The organism is Bacteroidota bacterium (assembly GCA_039821555.1).
Lineage (GTDB): Bacteria > Bacteroidota > Rhodothermia > Rhodothermales > Rubricoccaceae > JBCBEX01.
The window spans coordinates 19,373-42,600 of sequence record JBCBNX010000020.1 but is presented as its reverse complement, the minus strand read 5'-3'; the positions used below and the strand labels follow the sequence as shown (position 1 = coordinate 42,600).

Here is a 23,228-nt window from a genome sequence, read left to right as displayed (position 1 = left end):
CGCCTACCAGTGAGAGCGCCCCGGTACCGCGGGTGGCTACCGGGGCGCTCTCACTGGTACTGGGGGCGACAGGCGGACGCCGCCCCCGAACTAGGTGGACGGCCCTAGCGCGACACGGTGAAGCGAAGAGTCGTACGCGCCGCTTCGCTCCGTGCCCGTACGATGTAGACGCCCGGTACCCACCCTCGCACGTCGAGGTCGAGGCCGCTGTGAGGGACCTGATCGAGGGCCATGAGGCGGCGGCCTAGCAGGTCGAAGACCTCGACCTGCACTGCGGCCTCGGGCTCGGCGAAGTCGAGCACCAGGCGCGCTGTGGTCGTCGCCGGGTTCGGGTAGACCGAGGCGTCGGCGGGCTGTGCCCCCTGCGCTATCCGGGCCGCCGCGCCCTGCCCGAAGGTCTGCCCCCGGTTTTCAGAGCCGCGTGTGTGTTGCTGAGCCGCCGCCCACGTAAAGTCGGCGTAGCTAGTCCCTGTCCCCACGAGTTGGAGACTCTGGCTCTCTTGGGTGCCGCTCGTCTCTTGCACGCCGATGTCTGTCGACGTGAGCCCGACCGCTGAGCCGTCTATTGCCGTAAGAGTGCCCTCGTAGGAGAGAAACTGAAGGACGGCACCGTCTGGGTCCACGAGCGCGAGCCCGTCAGGGCTGCCGTTCTGGAGCCCGCTTATGGCGAACCATGCGGCGCCGAGCCCACCGCCTTCGGCATCGAGCGTGCCCGATAGCGCGCGCGTCTGGTAGACCGCTCCGCCGTTGCCGTTATACAACGCGAGCGTGTAGCCCGTGAGGTCGGCCCCGGCCGTGCCTGCCACCTCCACGCCCTCGTCGCGGTCCGCGCCGGAGTTGTCGTAGTGCAGTTCGTTGATCCAGAGCACGACCTCAGGAGCGGGAGCCAAGCCGTCGCCGAGCGTCTGGTTGGCGTTCGGCATTCCCGGCGTGGCCACCTGCGCCGCCTCCCACACGAAATCGTCTGCGGTCGTCTGGGCTGGATTGCCGCTACCGCCGACTTGGAGGCTGTAGCCCGCAGGCGTCGCGACGCCTTGCTCCACACCGAGGTCCGTCGAGGTCATCCCCGACGCAGGCCCTCTGGTGGCGGTGAGGGTGCCCTCGTAGGAGAGAAACTGCAGCACCCCGCCGTCTGGGTCCACGAGCGCGAGCCCGTCGGGGCTCCCCTGCGGCGGCTTCCTGGCGAGCCCGTTCTGCAGTCGGACCGGAAACCAGACCGTGCCATAGCCGCCCTGCTGGTCCGCGACCACGCCAGCGAGCGTGACCGTCCGGTACGCCGTACCGTTGTCCCCGTTGTAGAGCGCGAGCGTATAGCCCGTGAGGTCGGTCCCGGCAGGCCCGGCGACCTCGATGCCTTCGCCGGTGTCCGGGCCGTTGTTGTCGTAGTGCACCTCGTTGACCCACACGAACGGACTGGCGCCCGGCTCAGACGGGGTCCCAGATCCAGCCAGGGTTCCAGACCCATCGATGCCACCAGCCGGTAGCCCGAACGCGCGACGCGCGAGCGTGGAGTCGAGCACAAACGGATTCTCCCCGCCCTGGCGCACGGCAATCCAAGCGGAGCGATCACGCTCTGTCTGGTCGGCAGGATCCTGATAGTGCCACTGCACGAGGTCGTCCTTCTGGACCGCGAAGAAGGAGGCGTCGGCAGACGGATAGATGGCGTAGAAATAGAAAACGGCCCGGGCCACATCGCCAGCGCGCCCTTCGCGCGGCTCAAACCGCCCCGAGTAGGCGGGATCGGGGTGGCTGTTGGACTTTTCGCTCCACGCCTCGCTGTCGGTCGTCGGCGTGTTGCTCTGAGACGCGGCGTCGCGGTACCACGCGTCTGCCTCATCGTCGGGGATCTCGGCGAACGGGTGGTTACTTCGCGAGGAGTTGACGTTGGCCCGCGCCGGGAACAGGCTGTGCATGTCGCTCCGAGCGGGCTCGCTACCCGCCCCTAAGGACTGCGGGTAGGTGTGCTCCGCGTTGATGTTCTTGCCAAAGGCGTCCGTGGACGGATCAGCGCCGGGGGTGAGTTGGATGCAGTACTGCGTGTAGATCCCACAGACCGCCCCCTTCTCGCGCTGCTCGTAGGCGTACAGCGAGTCGCGGGCGGGGCCATAGCCGAGCGTGTTGGCTGGCGTGAAGTCAGCACGGATGGCATCCATGAGCGACTGACCTTCGAGACCCGGGTAGAGCACGGTCTGTGCCTGGGTAGCTGGGGAGATCACGAACCCGAGGAGGGCCACAAGGGCACAGGCGGTGAGGGTGCGGGCGGCGAGCCTTGTTGCGCCGCGGGTATGTACCAAGAGCGGAGACATGGAGGTGGGATAGAGGTGGGTAGAGGTGGTGGCCCACTTCTCTCATCCGCAGTCAAGCGACGGTCAGGTCCCCTAAGGCGACGCCGGTCTTGGCTCTGCTCCCGAGGAAAGACGCAAGCCCGTGTCGCTGTTGAGATGCGGCGTGCCCTACCGTGTTCAAAGTGGGTACTTTCCCGCTGATTTCAACTACCGTTCCGTATGTATCTGCCCTAACCGATACCGTTTGATCCGGCGGACCTCGGTCCTCCCCTTCTTTTTTCGAACCGCGAAATGTCGCGAGAGCAGTCGTTTTGGGGCCTCTATTGGCTCGCCTCACCCCAGAGCCACGCCCCCTGAACGTACCGTGCCTTTCCCCTTCGGCGAGCATTTTTTCTGGGATGAGCTGCCCGCGCCAGGGCACCGGACCAGGGCACCGCACCCAATCGGCGCAGGACGTGGCCGGAGTGTAACCATCTTGCCTGGCCATCCAAGCGATGTGTTGCCAAGGATCACCGCCGGCCCCGGCCCCGTCGAAGACCCCTCACCAACGCCTACGGCCATGCTACTCCCCACCCTCCTCGCTGTGTTCTTCCTTGCGGCCGCATCCGACCCTGCCGATGCGGATCCCCAGCCTAGCCCGGACCTCTCGCCCGAGGACGTCATTCGCCTTCAGGTAGAAGCCCTTCAGCGCAACGACGAGCCCTACCCCGACGCAGGCATCGCGGCGGCGTTTCGCTTTGCCTCACCCGCCAACAAGAGTGCGACGGGCCCGCTCGAACGATTTTCGGCGATGGTCAAGGGGCCGGTGTACGGGGCCATGCTCGGCTTCGAGCGCGCGGAATATGGCACGATGCGCGTGCAGGGCGACCGGGCCGCGCAGCGCGTCACGCTCGTGCAGGCCGACGGACAGCGGGTGAGCTACGTCTTCGGCCTCTCGAAACAGACGAGCGGCACCTACGAGGGCTGCTGGATGACCGACGCCGTGATGCGCGACGAAGCGCCTGCGCGCGCCAACGGGGTACGGCGGATCTAACTCCTGGACGCGAGCCTCCGCAGCCCTACGTCGAGGAAACGCGGACCAGCACCCAGCCTTCACTGAAAGCGCATTCGGATGTGGGCGAAGCGGTTCCATTTCCGATGGCAGCGCTTTTATTGCCGCATCGCAGCAACACCGTGCTTCAGGTTTTACTTCCGGAAGCGTTTTCAGCGATTATGGCCCAGAAACAAGGGTTTTTACGGTTCGATACAAGCTATCCATTGAGCGAGGCGAGACTGCTCGCGCCCCACTCAGTCCCAACCTTGCCGCAGTGCGGTATCTACACCTGAACCCATCCTGACCCTGAATCTCATGCGCACCTTTTCCCTGCTTCTCGCGCTGCTCGTGGCCGCTCCGGCCTTCGCCCAACCCGCTCCGGCCGACCGCGCCGTCACCGACCGCCTCGGCACGCAACTCGTCACGCTGCTCGTCAACCCCGTGCAGCGCAGCGCCGCACTCGACCTCACGCTCGTCGTGGCCGAGCAGCGCCCGGACGTCGACCTCCGCCCCACCGTCGATGCGCTCCTCGACATCTACGAGGCCGACGCTGACGTCCGCCACCGCCGCGCCGCCGCTGTGGCGCTCGCTGCCATCGGCGACCTGACCAGCATGGAGCAGCTCGCCGACCGGTCCCGCTTCGAGGAGGACGCGTCGGTCCGCCGCACGACCGTCCAGTTGCTCGGCGCGTACGCGGCGTCGCTCCCGACCCGCCAGGCCGAGTCGCTCAACTTCTACATCGCCGACTAAACACGGCCCTTCGACGCCAGTCGAACCCTTCTGCATCGAGCGCGCTCTGTCTTGGACGGGGCGCGCTCGTGCTTGGTAGGGACCGGCTCAACAGCAACCGCGCGCCCCTCCGAGGAAGAGCGCGCGGTGTGAGGCAGGTTCACCCCCAACCTTGCCCCACGAGCGGGCGGCGTGCGGCAGCCTTCGCTGCAGCGCTGGGGGCCCCTAGGACGGCTAGCGGATCGCGTCCACCGACTCGGCCTTGGTCACAGCGATCATCGCGTCGGGGGCGGCATCCTCGCTGCTCGTGCGGCTGAAGATGTTGTTGAACCACAGCACGCCGTCGTTCGACTTCTCCGCGACGTAGGCGGCGCCATTCGAGAGCACCACGTCCACCGGGTTGCCGAGCATCGAGTTCGGCCCGCCGATCTGCGCGACGACTTCGGTGAGGCCCGACGCCGTGCTGGCGTTCATGATCGTGAAGAGCTGGCCGTCGGTCGGGTCCGCCGGGCTGCCCACGTCGGTGAGGACGAGCATGTCCGAGGCGAGGTCGTAGTCGATGCCGTGGAGGTTGACCGAGATGCCGGTGCCGTCGATGGCGGGCGTAGCCGTGCGCGTCGGCGCCTGCGGGCCGGTGGCGGCGAAGTCGTCGTAGACAAGCAGGACGCCGTCGGTGCCAGCGACGTAGAGGCGGTCGTTGGCCGGGTCGTGGACCACGTCCCAGACGCTGCGCTCGCCGCCGAGGTCGGTGATGGCGAAGACGAGCGGCAGGCGGCCGTTGACGGCGGTGTTGCTGAACACCTGGATCGCCTTACCGCCGAAGTCGGCGACGACAGTCACGCCAAACTCCTCGACCACGTCGAAGCCCTTCGGCGCGACGAGCATGCCGTTGTTCGTGATGTCGATGATGTCGCGGCCGTCACGGGTGACGCGGACGAGCGCGCCCTTGCTGTTGGGGCGGTCGACGGTCGCGTAGACCTGCGTGCGGTCATCGCTCACCTTGATGGTCTGGATGCTGGAGCCTTCGCGGACGGGCTTGCCCGTCTCGTCGGTGTAGGCCCAGGCGAGGTCGAGCTCGAAGCGCGTCTCGCTGAGGTTCTTGCGGATGAGGAGGCCCTGGTCGGCCTCGAAGCCCGACGGGTTGGCGGCGGCCACGATATCGCCGAGGGCGCTGGCCTCGGCCAGCGTGGGGGCGGCTGCGGTGATCGGCGTGGATTCGGTGACGGTGTCGCAGGCGGCGAAGGAGACGCCGAGCGCGAGCGCGAGGCCGCCATTGCGGAGCGCGTTGGAGAGGAGGGACATGGACGTAGAGGAGATGGTTATTGGGGGCGAATCGCGGGCGGAGTGCGTCGATAGGCACCGTTGTGTGCCGCGGCACGTGTTCGACACACCAGCGTTTGGCGCGACTGGTAGTAATCAACCCATTCCCCGGCCCAGCCCCTGAACGGCGATCCACCGTCGATGCGTAGGATTGGTGCCAGGACGCTGTCCGCCATTCCGTCGGGACCGTGTAAGGATTTCCTTACAACGTGGCACCGTACAACGCGGGACCTCTCTGCCCCGCTGCGTCGGTGAAGCTGTGGCCTAGACCTCGCCGCGTCCGAAACCATCGGCGGCCTCGCTCTTTCGAGCCCGTCGTTGCATTCCTGATACCGATGTCTCCCCTGCTCATCGTAGACAGCCTCACGAAGCGGTTCACGCCGGACGGACTCCCGGTCGTGGACGCGCTGGCGTTCGACGTGGCGCAGGGCGAGCTGTTTGCGCTCCTCGGCCCGAGCGGCTGCGGCAAGACGACCGCGCTGCGGCTCGTGGCGGGCTTCGAGCACGCCGACGCGGGCACGATCCACCTCGACGGCCGGGTGCTCGCCGACGCGGCGACGTTCGTGCCGCCGGAGCAGCGTGGTATCGGGCTCGTCTTCCAGGACTATGCGCTCTTCCCCCACCTGAGCGTGGCGGCGAACGTCGCCTTTGGCCTCCGCCGATGGGCGCGGGCCGACCGAGAGGCGCGCGTCGCCGAGGTGCTGCGGCTCGTCGGGCTCAACGGCATGGAGAGCCGGGCGCCGCACCAACTCTCCGGCGGCCAGCAGCAGCGTGTGGCGCTGGCCCGCGCCCTCGCTCCGCGCCCGCGCCTGCTCCTCCTCGACGAGCCGTTCTCCAACCTCGATGCGCTCCTGCGCTCCGAGATGCGCCGCGACGTACGTGCCTGGCTCCAGCGCGAGGGCACCACGGCGGTCCTCGTCACGCACGACCAGGAGGAGGCGATGGCGTTCGCCGACCGGGTAGCCGTGATGCAGGGCGGGCGCATCGAGCAGATGGGCACGCCGGAGGACGTCTACCACCGCCCCCGCACGCTCTTCGTGGCGCAGTTTCTCGGGCAGACCAACCTCATGCTCACCGAGGCGCACGGCATCCAGGCCGACTCGGTGCTCGGCCACCTGACGCTCCACCGCGAAGCCGAGGGCACGGTGCTCGTGTCGCTCCGCCCCGAGCACCTGAGCCTCACGCTCACGCCGGAGACCGACCACTGCCGCCAAGGCCTCGTGACGGCTCGCTCCTTCAAAGGCCACGACGTCACCTACCGCGTGCAGCTCGGGGCCGTGGACTGCCTCGTCCATACCGACAACCGCCATGCGTTCGCGGTCGGCGATACGGCCTGGGTGCGCGCGCTCGAACCCGCGGTGGTCCTGGAGAAAGCCGCCCGCTGAGGCGCTACGGAGCACGATTGTGGGCACTCAAGGCGGGGCAGCGCGAACGTAAGTTGCGCGGCGTTGCCTGTTTTCCCTTCTGGTGCCCCCTGTGCCCCGCTTCGCCGCCCTCCTTCTCGTTGCCGCTTTGCTTCACGCCACTGCGCTCGTGGCCCAACCCGCGACGGCACCGGACACGACAGCACCGGACACGACAGCACCGCTGACCGTCGCCGAGATCATGCAGGACCCGGCGACCTGGATCGGTGCATGGCCCACGGACGTGTTCTGGACCGACCAGGGCGAGGCGGTCTACTTCCGCTGGAACCCGAGAGGCAGCTACGAGGCGGACTCGCTCTTCCGCTTCGACGGCGGGGCGCCCGAGCAGGCCACGACGGAGGAGCGCCGCGCGCTGCCGCCTCGCTTCGGCGGCTGGCACGCCGACCGCCTCGCCTACAGCCCTGACTTCGCCCACCGCGTCTTCGCCCGCGACGGCGACCTCTACCGCTACGCTCTGCCGATGGACGGGGGCGACGCCGACCGGCTCACGCGCCTGACCGCGACGACCGCCCGCGAGTCCGACCCGCGCTTTACGCCCGACGGCACGGGCATCGTCTTCGAACGCGACGGCAACGTCTTCCGGATGGACCGATCGAGCGGCACGCTCGCGCAACTCACCGACCTCCGCAGCGGGACGGCACCGAGCGACCGCGAGCCCAGCCAGCAGGACGCCTATCTCGCCGAGCAGCAGACGCGCCTCTTCGATGTGCTCCGCGAGCAGGACCGCCGCGACACGCTCGCCGAGACCGCCTCGGGCCGCGAGGCCGCCGCGCAAGGCCTGCCGATGCCCTACTACTACGGCGGCAAGCGCGTCAGCCAGCTCCAACTCAGCCCCGGCGGGCGCTACGCCACGTTTGTCCTCGCCGACCCCGTCGAGCAGACGCGCACGGGCATGACCGACTACGTCACCGTGTCCGGCTACGCGGAGGAGATCAGCGCACGCCCGAAGGTGGGCCGCCCCGGCGCGAAGCCCGTGCTCCACATCCAGGACCTCACGCGCGACACGACCTATGCCGTCGACCTGACCACGCTGCCCGGTGCCTTCGACGCGGCTGACTACGAGCGGGAGCAAGGCCAGGAAACCGACTCCTCACGCGTGCTCACTCCCTATGGCCCGTTCTGGAGCCCTGACGGCGCGCACGCCGTCGTGATCGCCCGCGCAGACGACAACAAGGACCGCTGGATTGCCCGCCTCGACGCCGTAACGGGCGGCGTGACGCTGCTCGACCGGCAGCGCGACGAGGCGTGGATCGCCGGGCCGGGCATCCCATGGTTCGGCTTCGAGAACACCGTGGGCTGGATTCCCGAGCGAGACGGGAGCTACGCCCGCTTCTGGTTCCAGAGCGAGGCGACGGGCTTCAGCCACCTCTACGACGTGGACATGACAACGGGCACTGTGACCCAGCGTACCCGCGGCGACTTCGAGGTGTTCGACCCGCAGCTCACGCGCGACGGCCGGACGTGGGTCTTCCAGTCGAGCGAGGGGTCGCCGCACGAGCGGCACGTCTACCGGGTGGGCGTCGATGGCGGCGTGCGGACGAAGCTCACAAGCCTGCGCGGCCGCAACGACTTCGCGCTCAGCCCCGACGGCCAGACGCTCGCGCTGCTCTACTCCGCCGCGAACTACCCGCCCGAGGTCTACATCCAGGAACTCACCCGTGACGGTGCCCGCGCGCCTGTCCGCGTCACCGACTCGCCCACGGAGGACTGGCTGAGCCACGGCTGGCGCGCGCCCGAAATCATCGAGATCCCGGCGTCCGACGGCGCGCTCGTCCCCGCACGGATCTACCGGCCCGAGGAGTTCGGCGCGGAGCCCAACGGCGCGGCGGTGCTCTTCGTCCACGGCGCGGGCTACCTCCAGAACGTGCACCGCTGGTGGAGCAGCTACTTCCGCGAGTACATGTTCCACCACCTCCTCGCGCAGCGCGGCTACGTCGTCCTCGATCTCGACTTCCGCGCCTCGGCGGGCTACGGCCGCGACTGGCGCACGGCGATCTACCGCCACATGGGCGGGCGCGACCTCCAGGACTACGTCGATGCAAGCCGCTGGCTGGGCCTCCGCGAGGGCATCCCGTCCGAGCGCGTGGCGATCTACGGCGGCTCCTACGGCGGCTTCATCGCGCTGATGGCGCTCTTCACCGAGCCCGAGCACTTCGGCGGCGGCGCAGCGCTCCGCAGCGTCACCGACTGGGCGCACTACAACCACGTCTACACGTCGAACATCCTCAACACGCCCGCCGAGGACCCCGTCGCGTTCGCGCGCTCCAGCCCCATCGAGTTCGCCGACGGCCTCGAAGACCCGCTGCTGATGTGCCACGGCCTCATCGACGACAACGTGCAGCCGCAGGACATCTTCCGGCTCTCGCAACGCCTCATCGAGCTCGGCAAGGAGGACTGGGAGCTCGCGATCTACCCCGTCGAGCCACACGGCTTCACCGAGCCGACGAGCTGGACGGACGAGTACCGCCGCATCCTCAAGCTGATCGAGGAGAGCGTCGGGCCGGAGCGCGGTGCGGAGGGCGAGGCTGCGGATTAGCCAGCGCTCCTGTCGAGCGGGAGCGCGGTTGAGAACTTGACGCGGGACCAGACGAGGTGCGTGTCGTAGCGACGAATCGTCGGGTCGGCCATCAGGACGCGCTTGCCCCAGGACTCGTAGCTCGCCAGGTCCGGCGCGTGGACCACGAGCACGTAGTCGACGTCGCCCGCGACGGAGTAGCACTGCTGCACTTCCGGCGCAGCGCGCATCCGCTCGCGAAAGGCGTCGTCCCCTTCGACGGACTCCTCGCCGAAGGTGACCAGCACGATAGCCTGCACGCCGACCGTCTCGGGCGCGAGGATCGCCACCTCAGCCTCGATCACGCCGCGCGCGCGCAGGGCCGTCAGCCGGCGCCGCACGGACGACGCCGAGAGTCCCACCTTCGCGCCCAGCTGCGCGTGCGTCTGCTGATTGTCGGTCTGGAGTTCGGTCAGCAGGGCGCGGTCGAGGGCGTCGAGCATGAGAGCGAGGCGTCTGGTGGCGAATTGCACCGAGCAACCTACGTATCACGGCGGAATTCAGCGGCTCGATGACGATTTCCGGCTCAACTCGTCAGGGGTGTTCACGTAGCCTGGGTCATCTCAACACACTCCGATCCCGATTCTGATGCGCTTCTTGTTGCTCCTACTCCTCGTAGCTCCCACAGCCCTCTCGCAAGACTGGCGCCCCGCTGAGACCGCCGACGGCTTCGCCCCAGATCTCGTCGGCACCTGGCAAAGCCGAGGCTACGGCTGGGTCCTCGACATTCAGCCCGACACTGTTGCGGTCTACGACGTGGGCGCTGCGGGCTGCCTCCGCGACCCGTTCACAGAGGAATATGCCGACGACATCGTGCGCGTCTATGCCCTCCGCACCGACGCCGACGGGCGAGACGTGCTCACCGCGTCCTTTCGCGAGGCCAACTCGACCCGCTACACCCTCGACCGCATCAACGCGGTGCCGGAGGCCTGCGCCACCTCGCCCCCCTCCGACCCGCGCGCGGTCTTGGACTATGCCTGGACCGTCATGAATGAACACTTTGCCTTCTTCGACCTCCACGGCGTCGATTGGGAGGCACGCTATGCCGAGGTAGCCCCGACGGTGACGGACTCGACCTCGGACCGGGCGCTCTTCGACGCGCTCGTGGCGCTCCTTGAGGGCCTGGAGGACGACCACCTGACGCTACGCGGTGAGTCCGACGGGGAGACCCGGCGCTACGGCGGCAAGCCCGCGCCCGTGCTCTGGCCCGCCCTACGAGCCGGGTTCGCTGCCCAAGACACAACCGCGGAGGACTACGTCGACTCGCGCGGCGCGTTTGGCAACCGCTGGTTCTTCGACAACCGCACGGCCATCCGCGACGAGTTGTTGGGCAGCGCCTATGAGACGGCCAGCGGCGGCAACGTCTTCTGGGGACGCTTTGGAGGAGACGAGGGACGCATCGGCTATCTGAGCATCGCCGGCATGGGTGGCTTCGCCGAGGAGGCCGACGACGGTGAAGATCCATCCTTCGCGGAGGAGGTGGCCGCGGTCGCCACCGTCCTGACCCAGGCTCTCACCGACCTCGCCGACACAGACGCGCTGGTTGTAGACGTAGCGCTCAACCAGGGTGGCTACGACGAGATTAGCCTAGCCATCGCCGCGCACTTTGCTGCCGAGCCTACCCTCGGCCTGACGAAATACGCCCACCGTGCGGAGGCCGACACGCGCCAGTCGTTCACCATCACGCCGGCAGCAACGGTCTACACGAAGCCCGTCGTGGTGCTCACGAGCGACGTGACGGTGAGCGCCGCCGAGACGTTCACGATGGAGATGCGTGCGCTGCCGCAGGTGACGCATGCCGGCTACACCACGCGGGGGGCGCTCTCCGATGTGCTCTTCCGCGTGCTCCCCAACGGCTGGCTCCTCACGCTCTCCAACGAGGTCTACCTCGACGCCGAGGGCCAGCTCTGGGAGCGCGTCGGCATTGCGCCGGAGCAGCCGCTCCCCATGTTCAAGGCGGGCCTCGACGGGCACCTCGACGCGCTGCGCGCGCTGACCGATCGATTGGAATCAGGGTCGAACTGAGCGTCAGTATGTCCAGCGCGGGCCGTTGAGCACGGTAGGCCGCGGCCGTATCGCCCTGTCACTCACGAAGATCCGCGAGCAGCGCCAGCGCATCGCGGAGGGGCGTGCGCGGCCCCGCAGACGCTTCGAGTGTTGGCCACGCCTCGGTCAGCAGCGCCTCAGCGTCATCGGTGCGCTCCTGCCCAATGAGCGCCCGCGCCAGGCTGACCTGCGTCAACGCGACCTCGCGGTGGACCGCCTCGAACAACTCGACGTGGCGGGCGAGGGCGTCGCGCAGCACCGGCTCGGCGGCGGCGTGTTGGCCCGCCGCGGTCAGGATGTCGCCCAGGGAGCGCAGGTCGCGGGCGATGTCAGCTTCGCGTTCGAGCGCACGGCTCATCGCTAGTCCCTCGCGCTGGGTGGCCTCGGCCTCGGCATGGCGCCCCTGATCGGAGAGTGCCTGGGCCAATCCGTGCAGGCTTGACGCAATCCGATGGTGCGGAGCCTCGTATACGTCTCGCCGCACATCAATCGAGGCTAGAAAGTCACGTCCGGCTTCGGCTGCGCGCCCCTGGGCCGCACGAAGGCGTCCCCGGTGCGCGAGACTTATACCGACATCCGGATGCGCATCGGGCAAGGCCGCCTCGCTAATGGTAAACGCCTCGGCGAGTACCGAGTCGGCAGCAGCGTACTTCTCCTGGCTCATCAATGTGCTCGTGAGGTTGTTCAGGTTGCGTACCAGGCCTGGATGATCGGGTCCGAGCAGGCTGCGCTTCGCCATGATCGCCTCGCGGTAGAGCGCCTCGCTCGCCGGGAGGTCGCCGAGTTGGCCCCGGATGTAGGCGCGGTTGTTCAGCATCGACGCGACGCCGGGGTGGAGGTCGCCGGCGGTGCGCCGGAGGACGCCCGTCGCCAGCGCGTAGAGCGAGTCGGCTTCCTCCATCTTGCCCTGCAGCGACAGGATGACGGCGAGGTTGTTCATCGAGCCGGCCACCTCCTCGTCATCGAAGCCGAGAAACTGAATGCGCTGCGCCAGCGCCTCCCGGGCGAGCGTCTCCGCGCGAGGCAGGTCGCCCTGCCGACGGACGACGACCGCGAGGTTGGTGAGCGTCTCGGCGATGTCGGCGTGCTCGGGGCCGTAGGTGGCCTGCTGGATGGCGAGCGCGGCGCGGTAGGCCGAGTCGGCGGCGGCATAGTCGCCTTGCACGCGGTGGGTGATGCCGAGCTGGGTGAGCGTCGTAGCCACCTCGGCAGCGTCGGCGCCATAGACATCGCGCTTGGTCGTGAGCGCCTGCTGGAGCAGCGACGCCGCGTCGTCGTAGAGGCCGAGTTCGCGGTAGACGCTCCCGACGACGTCGTACATCGTGGCGCGCACCTCGGGCTGGTCCGCGAGGTCGGCGTCGAGCCGCTCCGCGCCGCGGTCAAGGAGTTCGCGCGCCGTGACCGTCTCGCCGCGCGACTGCGAGGGACTGGACACCTCGAAGAGATCCTGCAGGAACGCCGCGACTTGCTGCGCCTTGGCGGCCTCGATCTGGGCCCGGTCGCGCTCCTCGGCTAGCCGCGTCGTGTAGAACCCGACGAGCGCTGCGATGACGAGCACTGTCACCGTGGTGAGCGCCACGCCGGTGCGATGTCGCTGGACGAACTTCCGCACACGGTAGCCGACCGTGTCCGGCCGCGCGAGCACGGGCAGGCCCACGCGGTGGCGGCGTACGTCCTCGGCGAAGGCCTCCACCGAGCCATAGCGGCGCTCCGGCTCCGAGCGCAGCGCCTTGAGGCAAATCACGTCGAGGTCGCCCGCGAGCCGCTGCCGGAGCTTATCGGGCTGCGTGCGCCGCGCGGTGCTGACGGTCGTGGCCTGCTCGCCCGGGGACTGGCTCACCGCCGTGGACGGCCGCTCCGGCTCCGTCGTCGCGAGCGTCTGCGAATAGGCTTCCCCGGTTGCGGCAGGCGGTCGTTGTCCGGCGAGGAGTTCGTAGAGCACGACGCCGAGCGAGTAGATGTCGGACGCCGTGCCGATCACCTCGCCGCGGAGCTGCTCGGGCGAAGCGTAGCCCGGGGTGAGGATTCGTCCGCCAACCTGCGTGAGCCGGGTGACATCGTCGTCGTCCTGCAGCACCTTGGCGATGCCGAAGTCGAGCAGCTTCACCGTGCCGTCGGGCGTGACGAGGATGTTCTCGGGCTTGAGGTCGCGGTGGACGACGAGGTTGGCGTGCGCGTAGACGACCGCCTGGCAGACCGTCGCGAACAGGTTGAGCCGCTCGTCGACCGTGAGCCGGTGCGTGTCGCAGTAGACGTCGATCGGCTCGCCGTCCACGACTTCCATCACGAAGTAGGGCCGCCCGTCGTCGGTGAGGCCGCCGTCGAGGAGGCGGGCGATGTGGGCGTGCTGGAGCCGCGCGAGGATCTGCCGCTCGACCTCAAAGCGGCGCACGATCTGCGCCGAGTCCATGCCCCGCTTGATGAGCTTGAGCGCGACCTGCTGCTCGTAGAGCCCGTCGGCGCGCTCGGCGAGGTAGACCAGCCCCATACCGCCCTCGCCGAGGAGCCGGAGGAGCCGGTACGCGCCGATGACGGTGCCCTCGAACGCGGGCACCTCGTCGTCGGGGGTGGCGGTTGGCAGGAGGTCCTCTGCGTGTTCGAGGGCAAGCCCGTCGAGCATCGGGAGGCTATCGTTGTCCGCGTCCAGCAGCGAGGCGACCTCCTCAAAGAGCCCCGCATCGCCGTCGCAGGCCGCGCGGAGGTAGGCCGCACGGTCGGCCGGGGCCTGGCCGAGCGCGGCCTCGAAGAGCGCCTGCACACGCGTCCAGCGATCAGGAGTCATGGCTGTGACGAGGTCAAGGTTCGCGGGTCAGTTCGCGGGTGAGCCATGCCTTCGCGATGCGCCAGTCGCGGCGGACGGTCGGCACGGAGCAACCGAGCACGGCGGCGACCTCCTCGTGCGTCAGCCCACCGAAGAAGCGGTACGTCACCACCTGGCTCTGTCGCTCGCTCAGCAGGGCGAGCCGGTCGAGGGCCTCGTCGAGCGCGATCAGGTCGTCGGCGCTGGTCGTGCGTCCGCCCATGAGCGCCTCGTCGCCCATCAGCTCGTCGTTGAAGGTGGCGAGAGCCTGGCCGCCGCCACGCTTGGCCGCTCGGCGCTCGCGCGCGTAGTTGATGAGGATCTGCCGCATCGCAATCGCGGCCACCGAGAGGAAGTGCGCGCGGCTCTCCCACGTAGCCCGGTCCCGATGGATGAGCTTGAGGTAGGCCTCGTGGACGAGCGCCGTCGTCTGGAGCGTATGCCCGGCGCGCTGGTTGCGGAGCTGGCGGTGTGCCAGCCCGCGCAGCTCGTCGTAGACCAGCGGCAGCAGCGCGTCTACCGCCGTCCGGTTGCTTCGGCTAAGCTCGACGAGCAGCGCCGTGACGTGGTCCCTGCGGTTGGACATGGGAATTCGGGACTGAGGCAGACCACGCGAGCGTGGGCTAGGTGCGGGGCCAAGACTACGCGCAGACGGTGCGTGGTGCAAGGCGCACGAGGTCTGCGCCCTGGCTTTTATCAAGAAACCATGAAGCGTTATCACCTTAGCGGCAATCTGGTGTGTCCCCCTCTGAGCGCGGCCTCTGCAACGGCGGCGCGGCCACCACCTCCGATCAGCCAACCCCGGCCAGCTATGACCCTCCCTCGCTTCCCCGTCCTTCGATCTGCGCTCGCGTTCGCCGCTGCGCTCTCCCTCGTGCTCGTCGGCTGCGACGCGGCCGATCCCGACCCAGGCGGGCCCGGCGCGGGCGACGCCTCGGTCGGCGCCTTCATCCAAGGCCTCACCTACGACGCCGAGGCGCTCCTCAACACCCAGCCGACCACGGGCGCGGGCGCGGCCGGCGACTCGGAGACAGAGACGGAGCAGATCGGCAACGAGACGCTGACGTGCGTGGCGACGCCCTTCAGCCTCCGGACCAACTTCAGCGAGGTCGCCATCCTCGGCAACCCCGGCGAGATCTGGCCCGGCGCGCTCGTCGAGGCCAACCAGAGCCTCCTGGACGGCATCCCGCAGCTGGCCCGCTTCGAGCGCGCGCCGATGAAGCTGCTCGTCGACCTGCCCGGCATCGGCGCCGAGGGCAACGTGATCGTCGAGGACCCGGACCAGGGCAACGTCAACGCCGCCGTCGACGAGGCACTCGACTTCTGGCTGACGAACCTCGCCGCGAGCCAAAACAACCGCGACGGCGGCTACGTCAACTCCGGCGCGTCCACGAGCGAGGTGCAGACCGCGTACTCCTCGGAACAGGTCTCGCTCGACATCGGGCTCAACGTCGCGTGGGCCACGGGCGACGTCGAGTCGCAGTTCAGCTACACTGCTTCGTCCGAGCGCCAGGTCGTGTTCGCGTCGTACAAGCAGGTGTTCTACAAGGTGAAGTACGTCATCGAGAACGGGCAGCGGCCCGAGGACGTGTTTGCGCCGAGCGTGTCGCTCAACCAGGTGGAGGCGGCGTTCAGCAGCAGCGCGCCGCCCGCCTACGTCTCGGAGGTGTCGTACGGGCGGATCATCCTCTTCAAGATGGAGACCTCGTCGTCGTACCAGGCCGCCGACGTGGAGGCGGCCTTCCGCTATGCCACGGGGGCCTCGGTGACCGACGGCGACCTAGCGGCCACGTACGAGAACATCCTTCAGGAGTCGTCGGTCGAGGTGACCGTGCTCGGCGGCAACCCCGGCGACTACCCGAGCGCGTTCTCCAGCCCGAGTCCGGGCGACCTCGCGCAAGTCATCGAGGGCGAAAACGCGATCTTCTCGGCCAACAACCCCGGCGAGCCGATCGCCTATGCGGTGAAGTTCCTTAAGGACGACAGCCTCGCGAAGCTGGGCTACACCACGGAATACACCGCCCGCGAGTGCTCGTCCGCGCAGACGTTCGACTCGGTCACCGTGACGCTCCTGCGCTACCGCGCCGTCCGCGACTGCGACGCGGGCCCCGGCGACTTCGAATTTGACGTAGACGTGCTCAACGGCGGAGCACGGGAGGGCGGGGACAGCGCTGGGTCGCGAAACTCGCCGCTTGAAATCGAGGCGCCGGGCACGGAGGACATCGACGAGGAGATCACGTTCAACGCCGAGCGCCGCGACGGTAACACGTTCGCGGTCAAGTTCAGCGCGAAGGAGTGGGACGACCCGCCGTTCGGCTCGCCTAACACGAACGACCTCAACCGCAGCAGCACCCGCACGCACGTGTTCGGCCCGACGGGATGGACCAACCTCGCGGATGAACCGACGCAGCCGCTCACGATCCGCGTGCGCAACGACGACACGTGCATCGTCGAGCTCGACTACACCGCCGAGGTAGAGTGATCGGCGTGCCCGTCGCGTTGCCTTTCGGAGCACGCGGCGACGAACTCGCGGGGCTACGGGCAGGCTGCTCGTAGCCCCGCGTCGGTGTTAGCCCGTACGGCGGAGGCGCTGCGGCGCGACGGCGGGCGCCTCGGCGTAGGCCTGCCACACGTCCGGGTACTTCCGGTCGAGGCGGCGGACGAAGACGAACGGGCTGCTGTCGTTGGCCGCGTGCCAGAGGTGCTCCTCTGCGACCACGGGGTCGGCGTAGTCTTCCGACTCGGGATCGACGACGTAGGTGACGAGCGCCGACGGCTGCTCGGGGCGCAGGCGCAGCGTCTTGGCCTCCCACGACGCGAGCGTGGTGAGGTTGATGCGGCCGCGCTCGGAGAAGACGTGGTCGTCCCAGCGGCTCGCCATGAAGAGCACGTCTTCGAGGTGGTAGACGAGGTCGGAGCCGCGCAGGCGGTAGAGCGCGTCCACGGCGCCCGAGGCAAGCAGCGTGGCGTCGCGGCGGAGGCGCAGCCGCTCGGCACGCGGGTCGCGCGCGCCGCCGATCTCGATGGCGATGCGACGCGGCCGCCCCTGCGAGCGCGGCTCTACCATCGGCGGCGGGGCCTCGATCAGGAAGTCGACGGTGAAGAACGCGCCGGGCGTCTCTAGCTCCGCCCCTGCGTGCACGACGGCGTCCTCGTGGAGGTACTTCACGAGGTGCCACGCCAGCTCGTCGTGGAGCGGCGACTCGTAAGGGGGCGCGTAGGCTGGGCCGCTGTGGAGGCCGTGGAAGAGCGCCTTCGGATCGACCGTGCTAGGATCGACCGGAGGCGTGCTCTGGGGCGCGTTGGCTTGCTGCGAATCGAGGGGGCGAACGGGCTGCGACATGGGTCGGAGGCGTCGGGTTGAAGGAGGCAGCACGAGGTAGTTGGAGGGGACCTCGCGCGCGCGTGTTTCTAAGGTCAGGATAGCCGGTGTCATCCGTGTGTCACAGGGCGTACTCCTTTGTTTTTAGTCGAGGGTCCCCGGCCCTTTGTCCTGGGTAGGCCGTCGTTTCCTTCGTCCCTTCGCCGTCGGCTCCGATCTTCCAGAGCGCGCTCACGTTCACGCGTCCACACTGTCCACACGTCCATACCTCTTCCCCCATGGCCCTCGTCGCCATCGTCGGTCGCCCCAACGTGGGCAAATCGACGCTCTTCAACCGCTTCACTGAGGAGCGCCATGCCATCACGCACGACGAGCCCGGCGTGACGCGCGACCGCGTCTACGGCGACGTCGAGTGGAACGGCCGCACCTTCGATCTCACGGACACGGGCGGCTTCGTGGCGCGCTCTGACGACCGCTTCGAGGCCGCGATCCGCGAGCAGGTGCTGCTGTCCCTGGAGGAGGCCGACGCGATCCTGTTTGTCCTGGACACGACGGTCGGCATCACCGATCTCGACGCGGAGATGGCGGACGTGCTGCGCCGCACTGAGAAGCCGGTCTTTGTGGTCGCGAACAAGGCCGACAACGACCGCCGCCGCATGGACGTGCATGAGTTCTACCGCCTCGGCCTCGGCGAGGTCTACCCGGTGAGCGCAATCAACGGCTCCGGCACCGGCGAACTGCTCGACGATCTCGTGGCAGCGCTTCCCGAAGACGAGCCCGAGCCCGAGGACGACGCGCCGTACGTCGCCTTCATCGGGCGGCCCAACGTCGGGAAGTCGTCGCTGACGAACCAGTTGCTCGGCGCGCAGCGCTCCATCGTCACCGAGATCGCCGGGACTACCCGCGACGCCGTCGACGCGCGGATGGACTTCCACGGCCGCGAGGTCGTGCTCGTGGACACGGCCGGCCTGCGCCGCAAGGCCCGCGTGCGCGAGAACGTCGAGTTCTATAGCACCCTCCGCACCGAGCGCGCCATCCAGCGCTGCGACGTGGCCGTGCTGCTTATCGACGCCGTGGACGGGCTGGAGGCGCAGGACGCGCGCGTGCTCCAGCAGGCCGAGCGTATGAAGAAGGGCCTCGTGATCGCGGTCAACAAATGGGACCTCGTCGAGGACAAGGAGACGAACACGGCGCGCAACTACGCCGCCGCCATCCACGAGCGCCTCGGGCTCTTCGACTACGTCCCGGTCCTGTTCATCTCGGCCTACACCGGCCAGCGCGCCCACCGCGTCCTCGAAACAGCGCTCCGCGTCTACGATGAGCGCTCGAAGCGCATCCCGACCGCCCCGCTCAACGAGGCGGTCGCCGCCGCGATCAACGCGCACCACCCGCCGAGCCACAAGGGCAACTACGTCAAGATCAAGTACGCCAGCCAGGTCCGCGCCGAGCCGCCCGTGTTCGCGTTCTTCTGCAACGACCCGAAGGGCATCAAGGAGGACTACGCGCGCTACCTAGAGAACCGCCTCCGCGCGTCGTTCGGGTTCCAGGGCGTCCCGCTGACGCTGTCGTTCAAGCGGAAGTAGTTGCTCCGCACGACTCCCCCCGCTTGTACGCCTGCGACGGCGCACAAGCTGTCCCCCTCACCCGTGAGGGGGACAGTTCGAAGAGCGACCGAAGGGAGACGATGAGAACGGGGGGAGTGTCACACGGCGAGGCATGCGCCTTAGTCACGCCTCGGCCTGCTCGTCCTTCCGGTGCTCGCACGTCTCGCGCTGGCAGTGGCCGTACATGTGCAGCGCGTGGTGCGTGATGTCGAACTGGAAGATTTCCGCCATCGTCTCCTTGATGCTGTGGAGGCGCGGGTCGCAGAACTCCAGCACCTCGCCGCAGTCGACGCAGATGAGATGGTCGTGCTGCCAGTAGGCGTAGGCGCGCTCGTACTTCGCCTGCGCGCGGCCGAACTGATGCTTCACCACGAGGTCGGAGTCGAGGAGCAGTTCGAGCGTGTTGTAGACCGTGGCGCGGCTGACGCGGATGTCCCGCTGTGAGAGGCGGACGAACAGTTCGTCGGCGTCGAAATGCCCGGCCTCGGCGTAGATCTCGTCGAGGACGGCGAAGCGCTCGGCGGTATGCCGCTGCCCGTTCTCCTTGAGGTAGACGCTGAAGAGGCGACGTACCTCCTCGATCTGGGTCTGGGCGGACGCGGGCTTGAGCCCCGGCAGGGGCGGCGTGGAGGTCGACATGGCAGCAAGGGGATCCGAGGTCGAAGCTCAACCAGACGGGGTCAATACGGTTCCGAGGCTAGCGCGTGGCTACGAGCGTGTTCAGGTCGGCAAGGACCTCCGCGTGCAGCGTCTCGATGGGCTGCGTGGCGTCGAGGACGCAGATGCGGTCCGGCTCGGCCTCGGCAAGGGCAAGGTAGGCTGTGCGCACGCGTCCGAAGAACGCGTCGTCGGAGCCTTCCATGCGGTCCGGCTCGCGGTCGTTTCGCCGCTCAGCGAGGACGTCGAGCGGGGCGTCGAAGTAGTAGGTGCGGTCCGGCAGCAGCCCGCCTGTGACGCGCTCTTGGAAGCCGCGCAGCCAGCCAAGGTCCGCCACATCGCGCCCAGCGCCCTGGTAGGCGAACGTCGAGTCGAAGAAGCGGTCGGCGAGGACGATAGTGCCGTCGGCGAGAGCGGGGCGGATCTTCTGCGCGACGAGCTGCGCCCGCGCTGCCGAGAACAGCAGCAGCTCGGCGAACGGCACGATGTCGAGCGCGGGATCGAGGAGCAGCGTGCGGATATGCTCGGAAATCTCGGTGCCGCCCGGCTCGCGGACGCGCAGCGTGTGGCGACCCTGGCTGCGGAGGTGCGCGTCGAGCAGACGCACCTGCGTCGACTTGCCAGAGCCGTCGAGGCCTTCGAAGGTCAGAAACATGAGCAGAGAAAGCGCTGAAAGGACGGGCAAAGGTAGCCCCGTATCCAGGATGTAGCGGATGCGCCCTCGTCGCGGCGTTGTGCGCGTCCTGGGGTAGCGTTCTCTCCCACCAACCTGCTCGACCCATGGGCTTCTTCTCCTCGCTCAAGAAAAACCTCACCGGCAGTTGGGCCGACGTGGACATCCGCGCCGACGATGCCGAGCGTGGCGGCACCCTCACGGCCACCGTCACCGTGCGTGTCCGCGACGACGCCATCGACGTGAACAAGATCACGGTCAAGCTCCAGTGCCAGGAGGAGATCCACATTCCCGACTACCGGGGTGGTGGCACGAGTCGCCCTGCAGGCAGTACCGGCGCCGCGATCACGCGCGACCGCCTCGACGTACGCAAGACGGAGACGCTCCACACCGACGAGCAGACGCTCGCGGGCGCGCAGCAGCTCAGCGCCAACTCCAGCCACGACTTCGAGGCCACGTTCCGCCTCCCGGATCACCTCCCACCGACGCTCGAAGGGCGGCACGCGGCGTTCTCGTGGCGGGTCTACGCGAGCGTGGATATGAAGGGCAACGACCCCGACAGCGGCTGGCAGGAGATCACGGTGCGGTAGCGGGTCGAGGGTCGAGGAGATGTCGCGATGGATTTGGGGCGTCAAGCCAGATCCTCGTGGCGCTCCCAGCTCTGCGGCCCACTGCTTCGTTTTTCGCTAGCCTTTCGCCCCCGGCGCGGCGCGGCGGGCGGCTTCGCGCGTAGACTATCGGCTCCATTCCTTTTGCCGATAGCCGACGGCCTACTGCCGATAGCCACCCGATGCAGATCCACCTCCCCGACGGCTCCGTCCGCGACCTCCCCGCGAATGCCACCGGCCTGGACCTCGCCCAGGATATCTCGGCGGGCCTCGCCCGCAACGCGCTCGCCGTCAAGGTCACGCTACCCGGCGAGAAGGAGGGCGAGGTGCGCGACCTCAGCCGCCCGCTCCCCGACGGCAGCACGGTGCAGATCCTCACCTGGCGCGACGACGACGGCAAAGCCGCCTTCTGGCACTCGTCGGCGCACCTCATGGCCGAGGCGCTCGAAGCGCTCTACCCCGGCGTCCAGCTCGGCATCGGCCCCGCCATCGAGCGCGGGTTCTACTACGACGTGGACCTCTCCGCTGTCGAGGGCACCCCGACGCTCACGCCCGAAGACTTCCCCGCCATCGAGAAGAAGATGAAGGAGCTTGCGCGGCAGAACAACGCGTTCGAGCGCCAGCCCATCGGCAAGGCTGACGCCATCGCCCACTTCGAGGCGAAGGGCGACCCGTACAAGCTCGAACTCCTCCAAGACCTCGAAGACGGGAGCATCACGTTCTACACGCAGGGCGGCTTCACCGACCTCTGCCGCGGGCCGCACATCCCGTCCACGAAGCCCATCAAGGCCATCAAGCTCACCAAGCTGAGCGGGGCCTACTGGCGCGGCGACGACTCCCGCCCGCAGCTGACACGCCTTTACGGCATCACCTTCCCGAAGCAGAAGGAACTCGACGCCTACCTCGAGATGATGGCGCTCGCCGAGCAGCGGGACCACCGCAAGCTCGGGAGCGAGATGGGGCTCTTCATGTTCTCGCAGACGGTGGGGCCCGGCCTGCCGATCTGGCTGCCGAAAGGGGCCATCCTGCGCGAGACGCTGACCAACTTCCTCAAGGAGGAGCAGACGCGGCGCGGCTACCAGCCTGTCGTCACTCCGCACATCGGGCGGCTCGACCTCTTCAAGACGAGCGGGCACTACCCCTACTATGCCGACTCGCAGTTCCCGCCCATGTTTGAGGACGACGCGGAAGGCGCGCCCGAGAGCGAGCGGGAGGGCTACCTGCTCAAGCCGATGAACTGCCCGCACCACGTGCAGATCTACGACCGGCAGCCGCACTCCTACCGCGAGCTCCCGATCCGCTACGCCGAGTTCGGGACCGTCTACCGCTACGAGCAGTCCGGCGAGCTCGGCGGCCTCACCCGCGTGCGCGGCTTCACGCAGGACGACGGCCACCTCTTCTGCACGCCCGACCAGGTCAAGGACGAGTTCAAGAACGTCATCGACCTCACCCTGACCGTGCTCCGCGCGCTCACGTTCGACACCTTCACGGCGCAGGTGTCGCTCCGTGACCCCGAGAACACGGACAAGTACATCGGCGAGGCCGCGCTGTGGGACTCGGCCGAGCAGTCGATCCGCGAGGCCGCGGCCGAGATGGGCTTGGAGACGATCGAGGAGGAGGGCGAGGCCGCGTTCTACGGGCCGAAGCTCGACTTCATGGTCAAGGACGCCCTCGGCCGCCCCTGGCAGCTCGGCACCATCCAGGTGGACTACAACCTCCCCGAGCGCTTCGACCTGACCTACATCGACGCGGACGACACCCGCAAGCGGCCGGTGATGATCCACCGTGCGCCGTTCGGCAGCCTGGAGCGCTTCATTGGTGTGCTCATCGAGCACTGCGGCGGGCACTTCCCCGTGTGGCTCGCGCCCGTGCAGGTGAAGGTGCTCCCCGTCAGCGACGCCTTCAGCGACTACGCTCGTGAGGTTGCTTCGGCCGTCCGCGCCGCTGGCTTCCGGGTGGAGACCGACCTGCGCAGCGAGAAAGTCGGCCGCAAGATCCGCGACGCCGAAGTCGAGAAGGTACCCTACATGCTCGTCGTCGGCGGCAAGGAGGTCGAGGCGGGGACCGTCGCCGTCCGCCGCCAGGCCGAGGGCGACCGCGGAGCCGTGCCGACCGCCGAGTTCATCGCCGCGCTCCAGCAGGAAGTCGCCGAGCAGCTAGGCCGCGCGTAGGC

General features: G+C 68.4%; 17 protein-coding genes. 9 read left to right on the top strand and 8 right to left on the bottom strand.

From position 1 onward, the window contains the following. Positions 1-104: 104 nt before the first annotated feature. Positions 105-2,306, bottom strand: coding sequence for an endonuclease (locus tag AAFU51_16300; GenBank protein ID MEO1572821.1), 2,202 nt, complete (start codon positions 2,304-2,306; stop codon positions 105-107). A gap of 538 nt (positions 2,307-2,844) precedes the next feature. Here AAFU51_16300 and AAFU51_16295 point away from each other — a divergent pair. Then, complete coding sequence (locus AAFU51_16295) at positions 2,845-3,318, top strand: DUF4864 domain-containing protein (GenBank protein ID MEO1572820.1); 474 nt, start codon at positions 2,845-2,847, stop codon at positions 3,316-3,318. 315 nt (positions 3,319-3,633) lie between these two features. After that, on the top strand, positions 3,634-4,068 hold the full coding sequence (locus tag AAFU51_16290; GenBank protein MEO1572819.1) for a hypothetical protein: 435 nt from the start codon (positions 3,634-3,636) through the stop codon (positions 4,066-4,068). A gap of 213 nt (positions 4,069-4,281) precedes the next feature. Here the strand turns inward: AAFU51_16290 and AAFU51_16285 are convergent, their stop codons facing one another. After that, a complete protein-coding gene (locus AAFU51_16285) occupies positions 4,282-5,349 on the bottom strand; it encodes a hypothetical protein (GenBank protein MEO1572818.1) in 1,068 nt (355 codons plus the stop codon). A 353-nt stretch (positions 5,350-5,702) separates the two neighbouring features. Between AAFU51_16285 and AAFU51_16280 the strand changes: the two genes are divergently transcribed. Both AAFU51_16280 and AAFU51_16275 read left to right on the top strand, forming a co-directional pair. Then, positions 5,703-6,752 (top strand): ABC transporter ATP-binding protein, encoded by a 1,050-nt coding sequence (locus AAFU51_16280; GenBank protein ID MEO1572817.1) that lies wholly within the window; start codon positions 5,703-5,705, stop codon positions 6,750-6,752. A 127-nt stretch (positions 6,753-6,879) separates the two neighbouring features. Next, on the top strand, positions 6,880-9,327 hold the full coding sequence (locus AAFU51_16275; GenBank protein ID MEO1572816.1) for a prolyl oligopeptidase family serine peptidase: 2,448 nt from the start codon (positions 6,880-6,882) through the stop codon (positions 9,325-9,327). Here the strand turns inward: AAFU51_16275 and AAFU51_16270 are convergent. After that, complete coding sequence (locus AAFU51_16270) at positions 9,324-9,788, bottom strand: Lrp/AsnC family transcriptional regulator (GenBank protein ID MEO1572815.1); 465 nt, start codon at positions 9,786-9,788, stop codon at positions 9,324-9,326. The two genes, AAFU51_16275 and AAFU51_16270, sit on opposite strands and share 4 nt — an antisense overlap. Positions 9,789-9,933: 145 nt before the next feature. On the opposite strand from AAFU51_16270, the gene AAFU51_16265 reads away from it, so the two are divergent. Continuing rightward, positions 9,934-11,370, top strand: coding sequence for a S41 family peptidase (locus AAFU51_16265; GenBank protein MEO1572814.1), 1,437 nt, complete (start codon positions 9,934-9,936; stop codon positions 11,368-11,370). Between the two features lie 58 nt (positions 11,371-11,428). On the opposite strand, the gene AAFU51_16260 is transcribed toward AAFU51_16265, so the two are convergent. Next, positions 11,429-14,173 (bottom strand): serine/threonine-protein kinase, encoded by a 2,745-nt coding sequence (locus AAFU51_16260; protein MEO1572813.1) that lies wholly within the window; start codon positions 14,171-14,173, stop codon positions 11,429-11,431. Between the two features lie 13 nt (positions 14,174-14,186). Beyond that, positions 14,187-14,777 (bottom strand): ECF-type sigma factor, encoded by a 591-nt coding sequence (locus AAFU51_16255; protein MEO1572812.1) that lies wholly within the window; start codon positions 14,775-14,777, stop codon positions 14,187-14,189. 225 nt (positions 14,778-15,002) lie between these two features. Here AAFU51_16255 and AAFU51_16250 point away from each other — a divergent pair, with 225 nt between their 5' ends. Next, a complete protein-coding gene (locus tag AAFU51_16250) occupies positions 15,003-16,673 on the top strand; it encodes a thiol-activated cytolysin family protein (protein ID MEO1572811.1) in 1,671 nt (556 codons plus the stop codon). An 87-nt stretch (positions 16,674-16,760) separates the two neighbouring features. Here AAFU51_16250 and AAFU51_16245 read toward each other — a convergent pair whose 3' ends face one another. After that, the gene (locus AAFU51_16245; GenBank protein MEO1572810.1) at positions 16,761-17,534 is read right to left on the bottom strand and encodes a hypothetical protein; all 774 of its coding nucleotides are present in this window, start codon (positions 17,532-17,534) and stop codon (positions 16,761-16,763) included. A gap of 257 nt (positions 17,535-17,791) precedes the next feature. Between AAFU51_16245 and der the strand changes: the two genes are divergently transcribed. After that, positions 17,792-19,096 carry a ribosome biogenesis GTPase Der gene (gene der / locus AAFU51_16240; GenBank protein ID MEO1572809.1) on the top strand — a complete coding sequence of 435 codons (1,305 nt, stop codon included), beginning with the start codon at positions 17,792-17,794 and terminating at the stop codon, positions 19,094-19,096. A gap of 144 nt (positions 19,097-19,240) precedes the next feature. Here the strand turns inward: der and AAFU51_16235 are convergent, their stop codons facing one another. Next, entirely contained in the window at positions 19,241-19,756 is a 516-nt protein-coding gene (locus AAFU51_16235; protein MEO1572808.1) for a Fur family transcriptional regulator, read from the bottom strand. A 58-nt stretch (positions 19,757-19,814) separates the two neighbouring features. Beyond that, the gene (gene tmk, locus AAFU51_16230) at positions 19,815-20,429 is read right to left on the bottom strand and encodes a dTMP kinase (GenBank protein ID MEO1572807.1); all 615 of its coding nucleotides are present in this window, start codon (positions 20,427-20,429) and stop codon (positions 19,815-19,817) included. Between the two features lie 125 nt (positions 20,430-20,554). Here tmk and AAFU51_16225 point away from each other — a divergent pair, with 125 nt between their 5' ends. Together AAFU51_16225 and thrS are read left to right on the top strand one after the other, a co-directional pair. Then, positions 20,555-21,037 carry a sporulation protein gene (locus AAFU51_16225; protein ID MEO1572806.1) on the top strand — a complete coding sequence of 161 codons (483 nt, stop codon included), beginning with the start codon at positions 20,555-20,557 and terminating at the stop codon, positions 21,035-21,037. Between the two features lie 200 nt (positions 21,038-21,237). After that, on the top strand, positions 21,238-23,226 hold the full coding sequence (thrS, locus tag AAFU51_16220; protein MEO1572805.1) for a threonine--tRNA ligase: 1,989 nt from the start codon (positions 21,238-21,240) through the stop codon (positions 23,224-23,226). Positions 23,227-23,228: the final 2 nt, after the last annotated feature.

Bases quoted from the DNA above. Each gene is read 5' to 3' on its own strand.
- AAFU51_16285 (MEO1572818.1), bottom strand. From the start codon at position 5,349: ATGTCCCTCCTCTCCAACGCGCTCCGCAATGGCGGCCTCGCGCTCGCG.
- AAFU51_16235 (MEO1572808.1), bottom strand. From the start codon at position 19,756: ATGTCGACCTCCACGCCGCCCCTGCCGGGGCTCAAGCCCGCGTCCGCC.
- AAFU51_16290 (MEO1572819.1), top strand. From the start codon at position 3,634: ATGCGCACCTTTTCCCTGCTTCTCGCGCTGCTCGTGGCCGCTCCGGCC.
- AAFU51_16270 (MEO1572815.1), bottom strand. From the start codon at position 9,788: ATGCTCGACGCCCTCGACCGCGCCCTGCTGACCGAACTCCAGACCGAC.
- der (MEO1572809.1), top strand. From the start codon at position 17,792: ATGGCCCTCGTCGCCATCGTCGGTCGCCCCAACGTGGGCAAATCGACG.
- AAFU51_16260 (MEO1572813.1), bottom strand. From the start codon at position 14,173: ATGACTCCTGATCGCTGGACGCGTGTGCAGGCGCTCTTCGAGGCCGCG.
- AAFU51_16295 (MEO1572820.1), top strand. From the start codon at position 2,845: ATGCTACTCCCCACCCTCCTCGCTGTGTTCTTCCTTGCGGCCGCATCC.
- tmk (MEO1572807.1), bottom strand. From the start codon at position 20,429: ATGTTTCTGACCTTCGAAGGCCTCGACGGCTCTGGCAAGTCGACGCAG.
- AAFU51_16250 (MEO1572811.1), top strand. From the start codon at position 15,003: ATGACCCTCCCTCGCTTCCCCGTCCTTCGATCTGCGCTCGCGTTCGCC.
- AAFU51_16280 (MEO1572817.1), top strand. From the start codon at position 5,703: ATGTCTCCCCTGCTCATCGTAGACAGCCTCACGAAGCGGTTCACGCCG.
- thrS (MEO1572805.1), top strand. From the start codon at position 21,238: ATGCAGATCCACCTCCCCGACGGCTCCGTCCGCGACCTCCCCGCGAAT.
- AAFU51_16300 (MEO1572821.1), bottom strand. From the start codon at position 2,306: ATGTCTCCGCTCTTGGTACATACCCGCGGCGCAACAAGGCTCGCCGCC.
- AAFU51_16225 (MEO1572806.1), top strand. From the start codon at position 20,555: ATGGGCTTCTTCTCCTCGCTCAAGAAAAACCTCACCGGCAGTTGGGCC.
- AAFU51_16245 (MEO1572810.1), bottom strand. From the start codon at position 17,534: ATGTCGCAGCCCGTTCGCCCCCTCGATTCGCAGCAAGCCAACGCGCCC.
- AAFU51_16265 (MEO1572814.1), top strand. From the start codon at position 9,934: ATGCGCTTCTTGTTGCTCCTACTCCTCGTAGCTCCCACAGCCCTCTCG.
- AAFU51_16255 (MEO1572812.1), bottom strand. From the start codon at position 14,777: ATGTCCAACCGCAGGGACCACGTCACGGCGCTGCTCGTCGAGCTTAGC.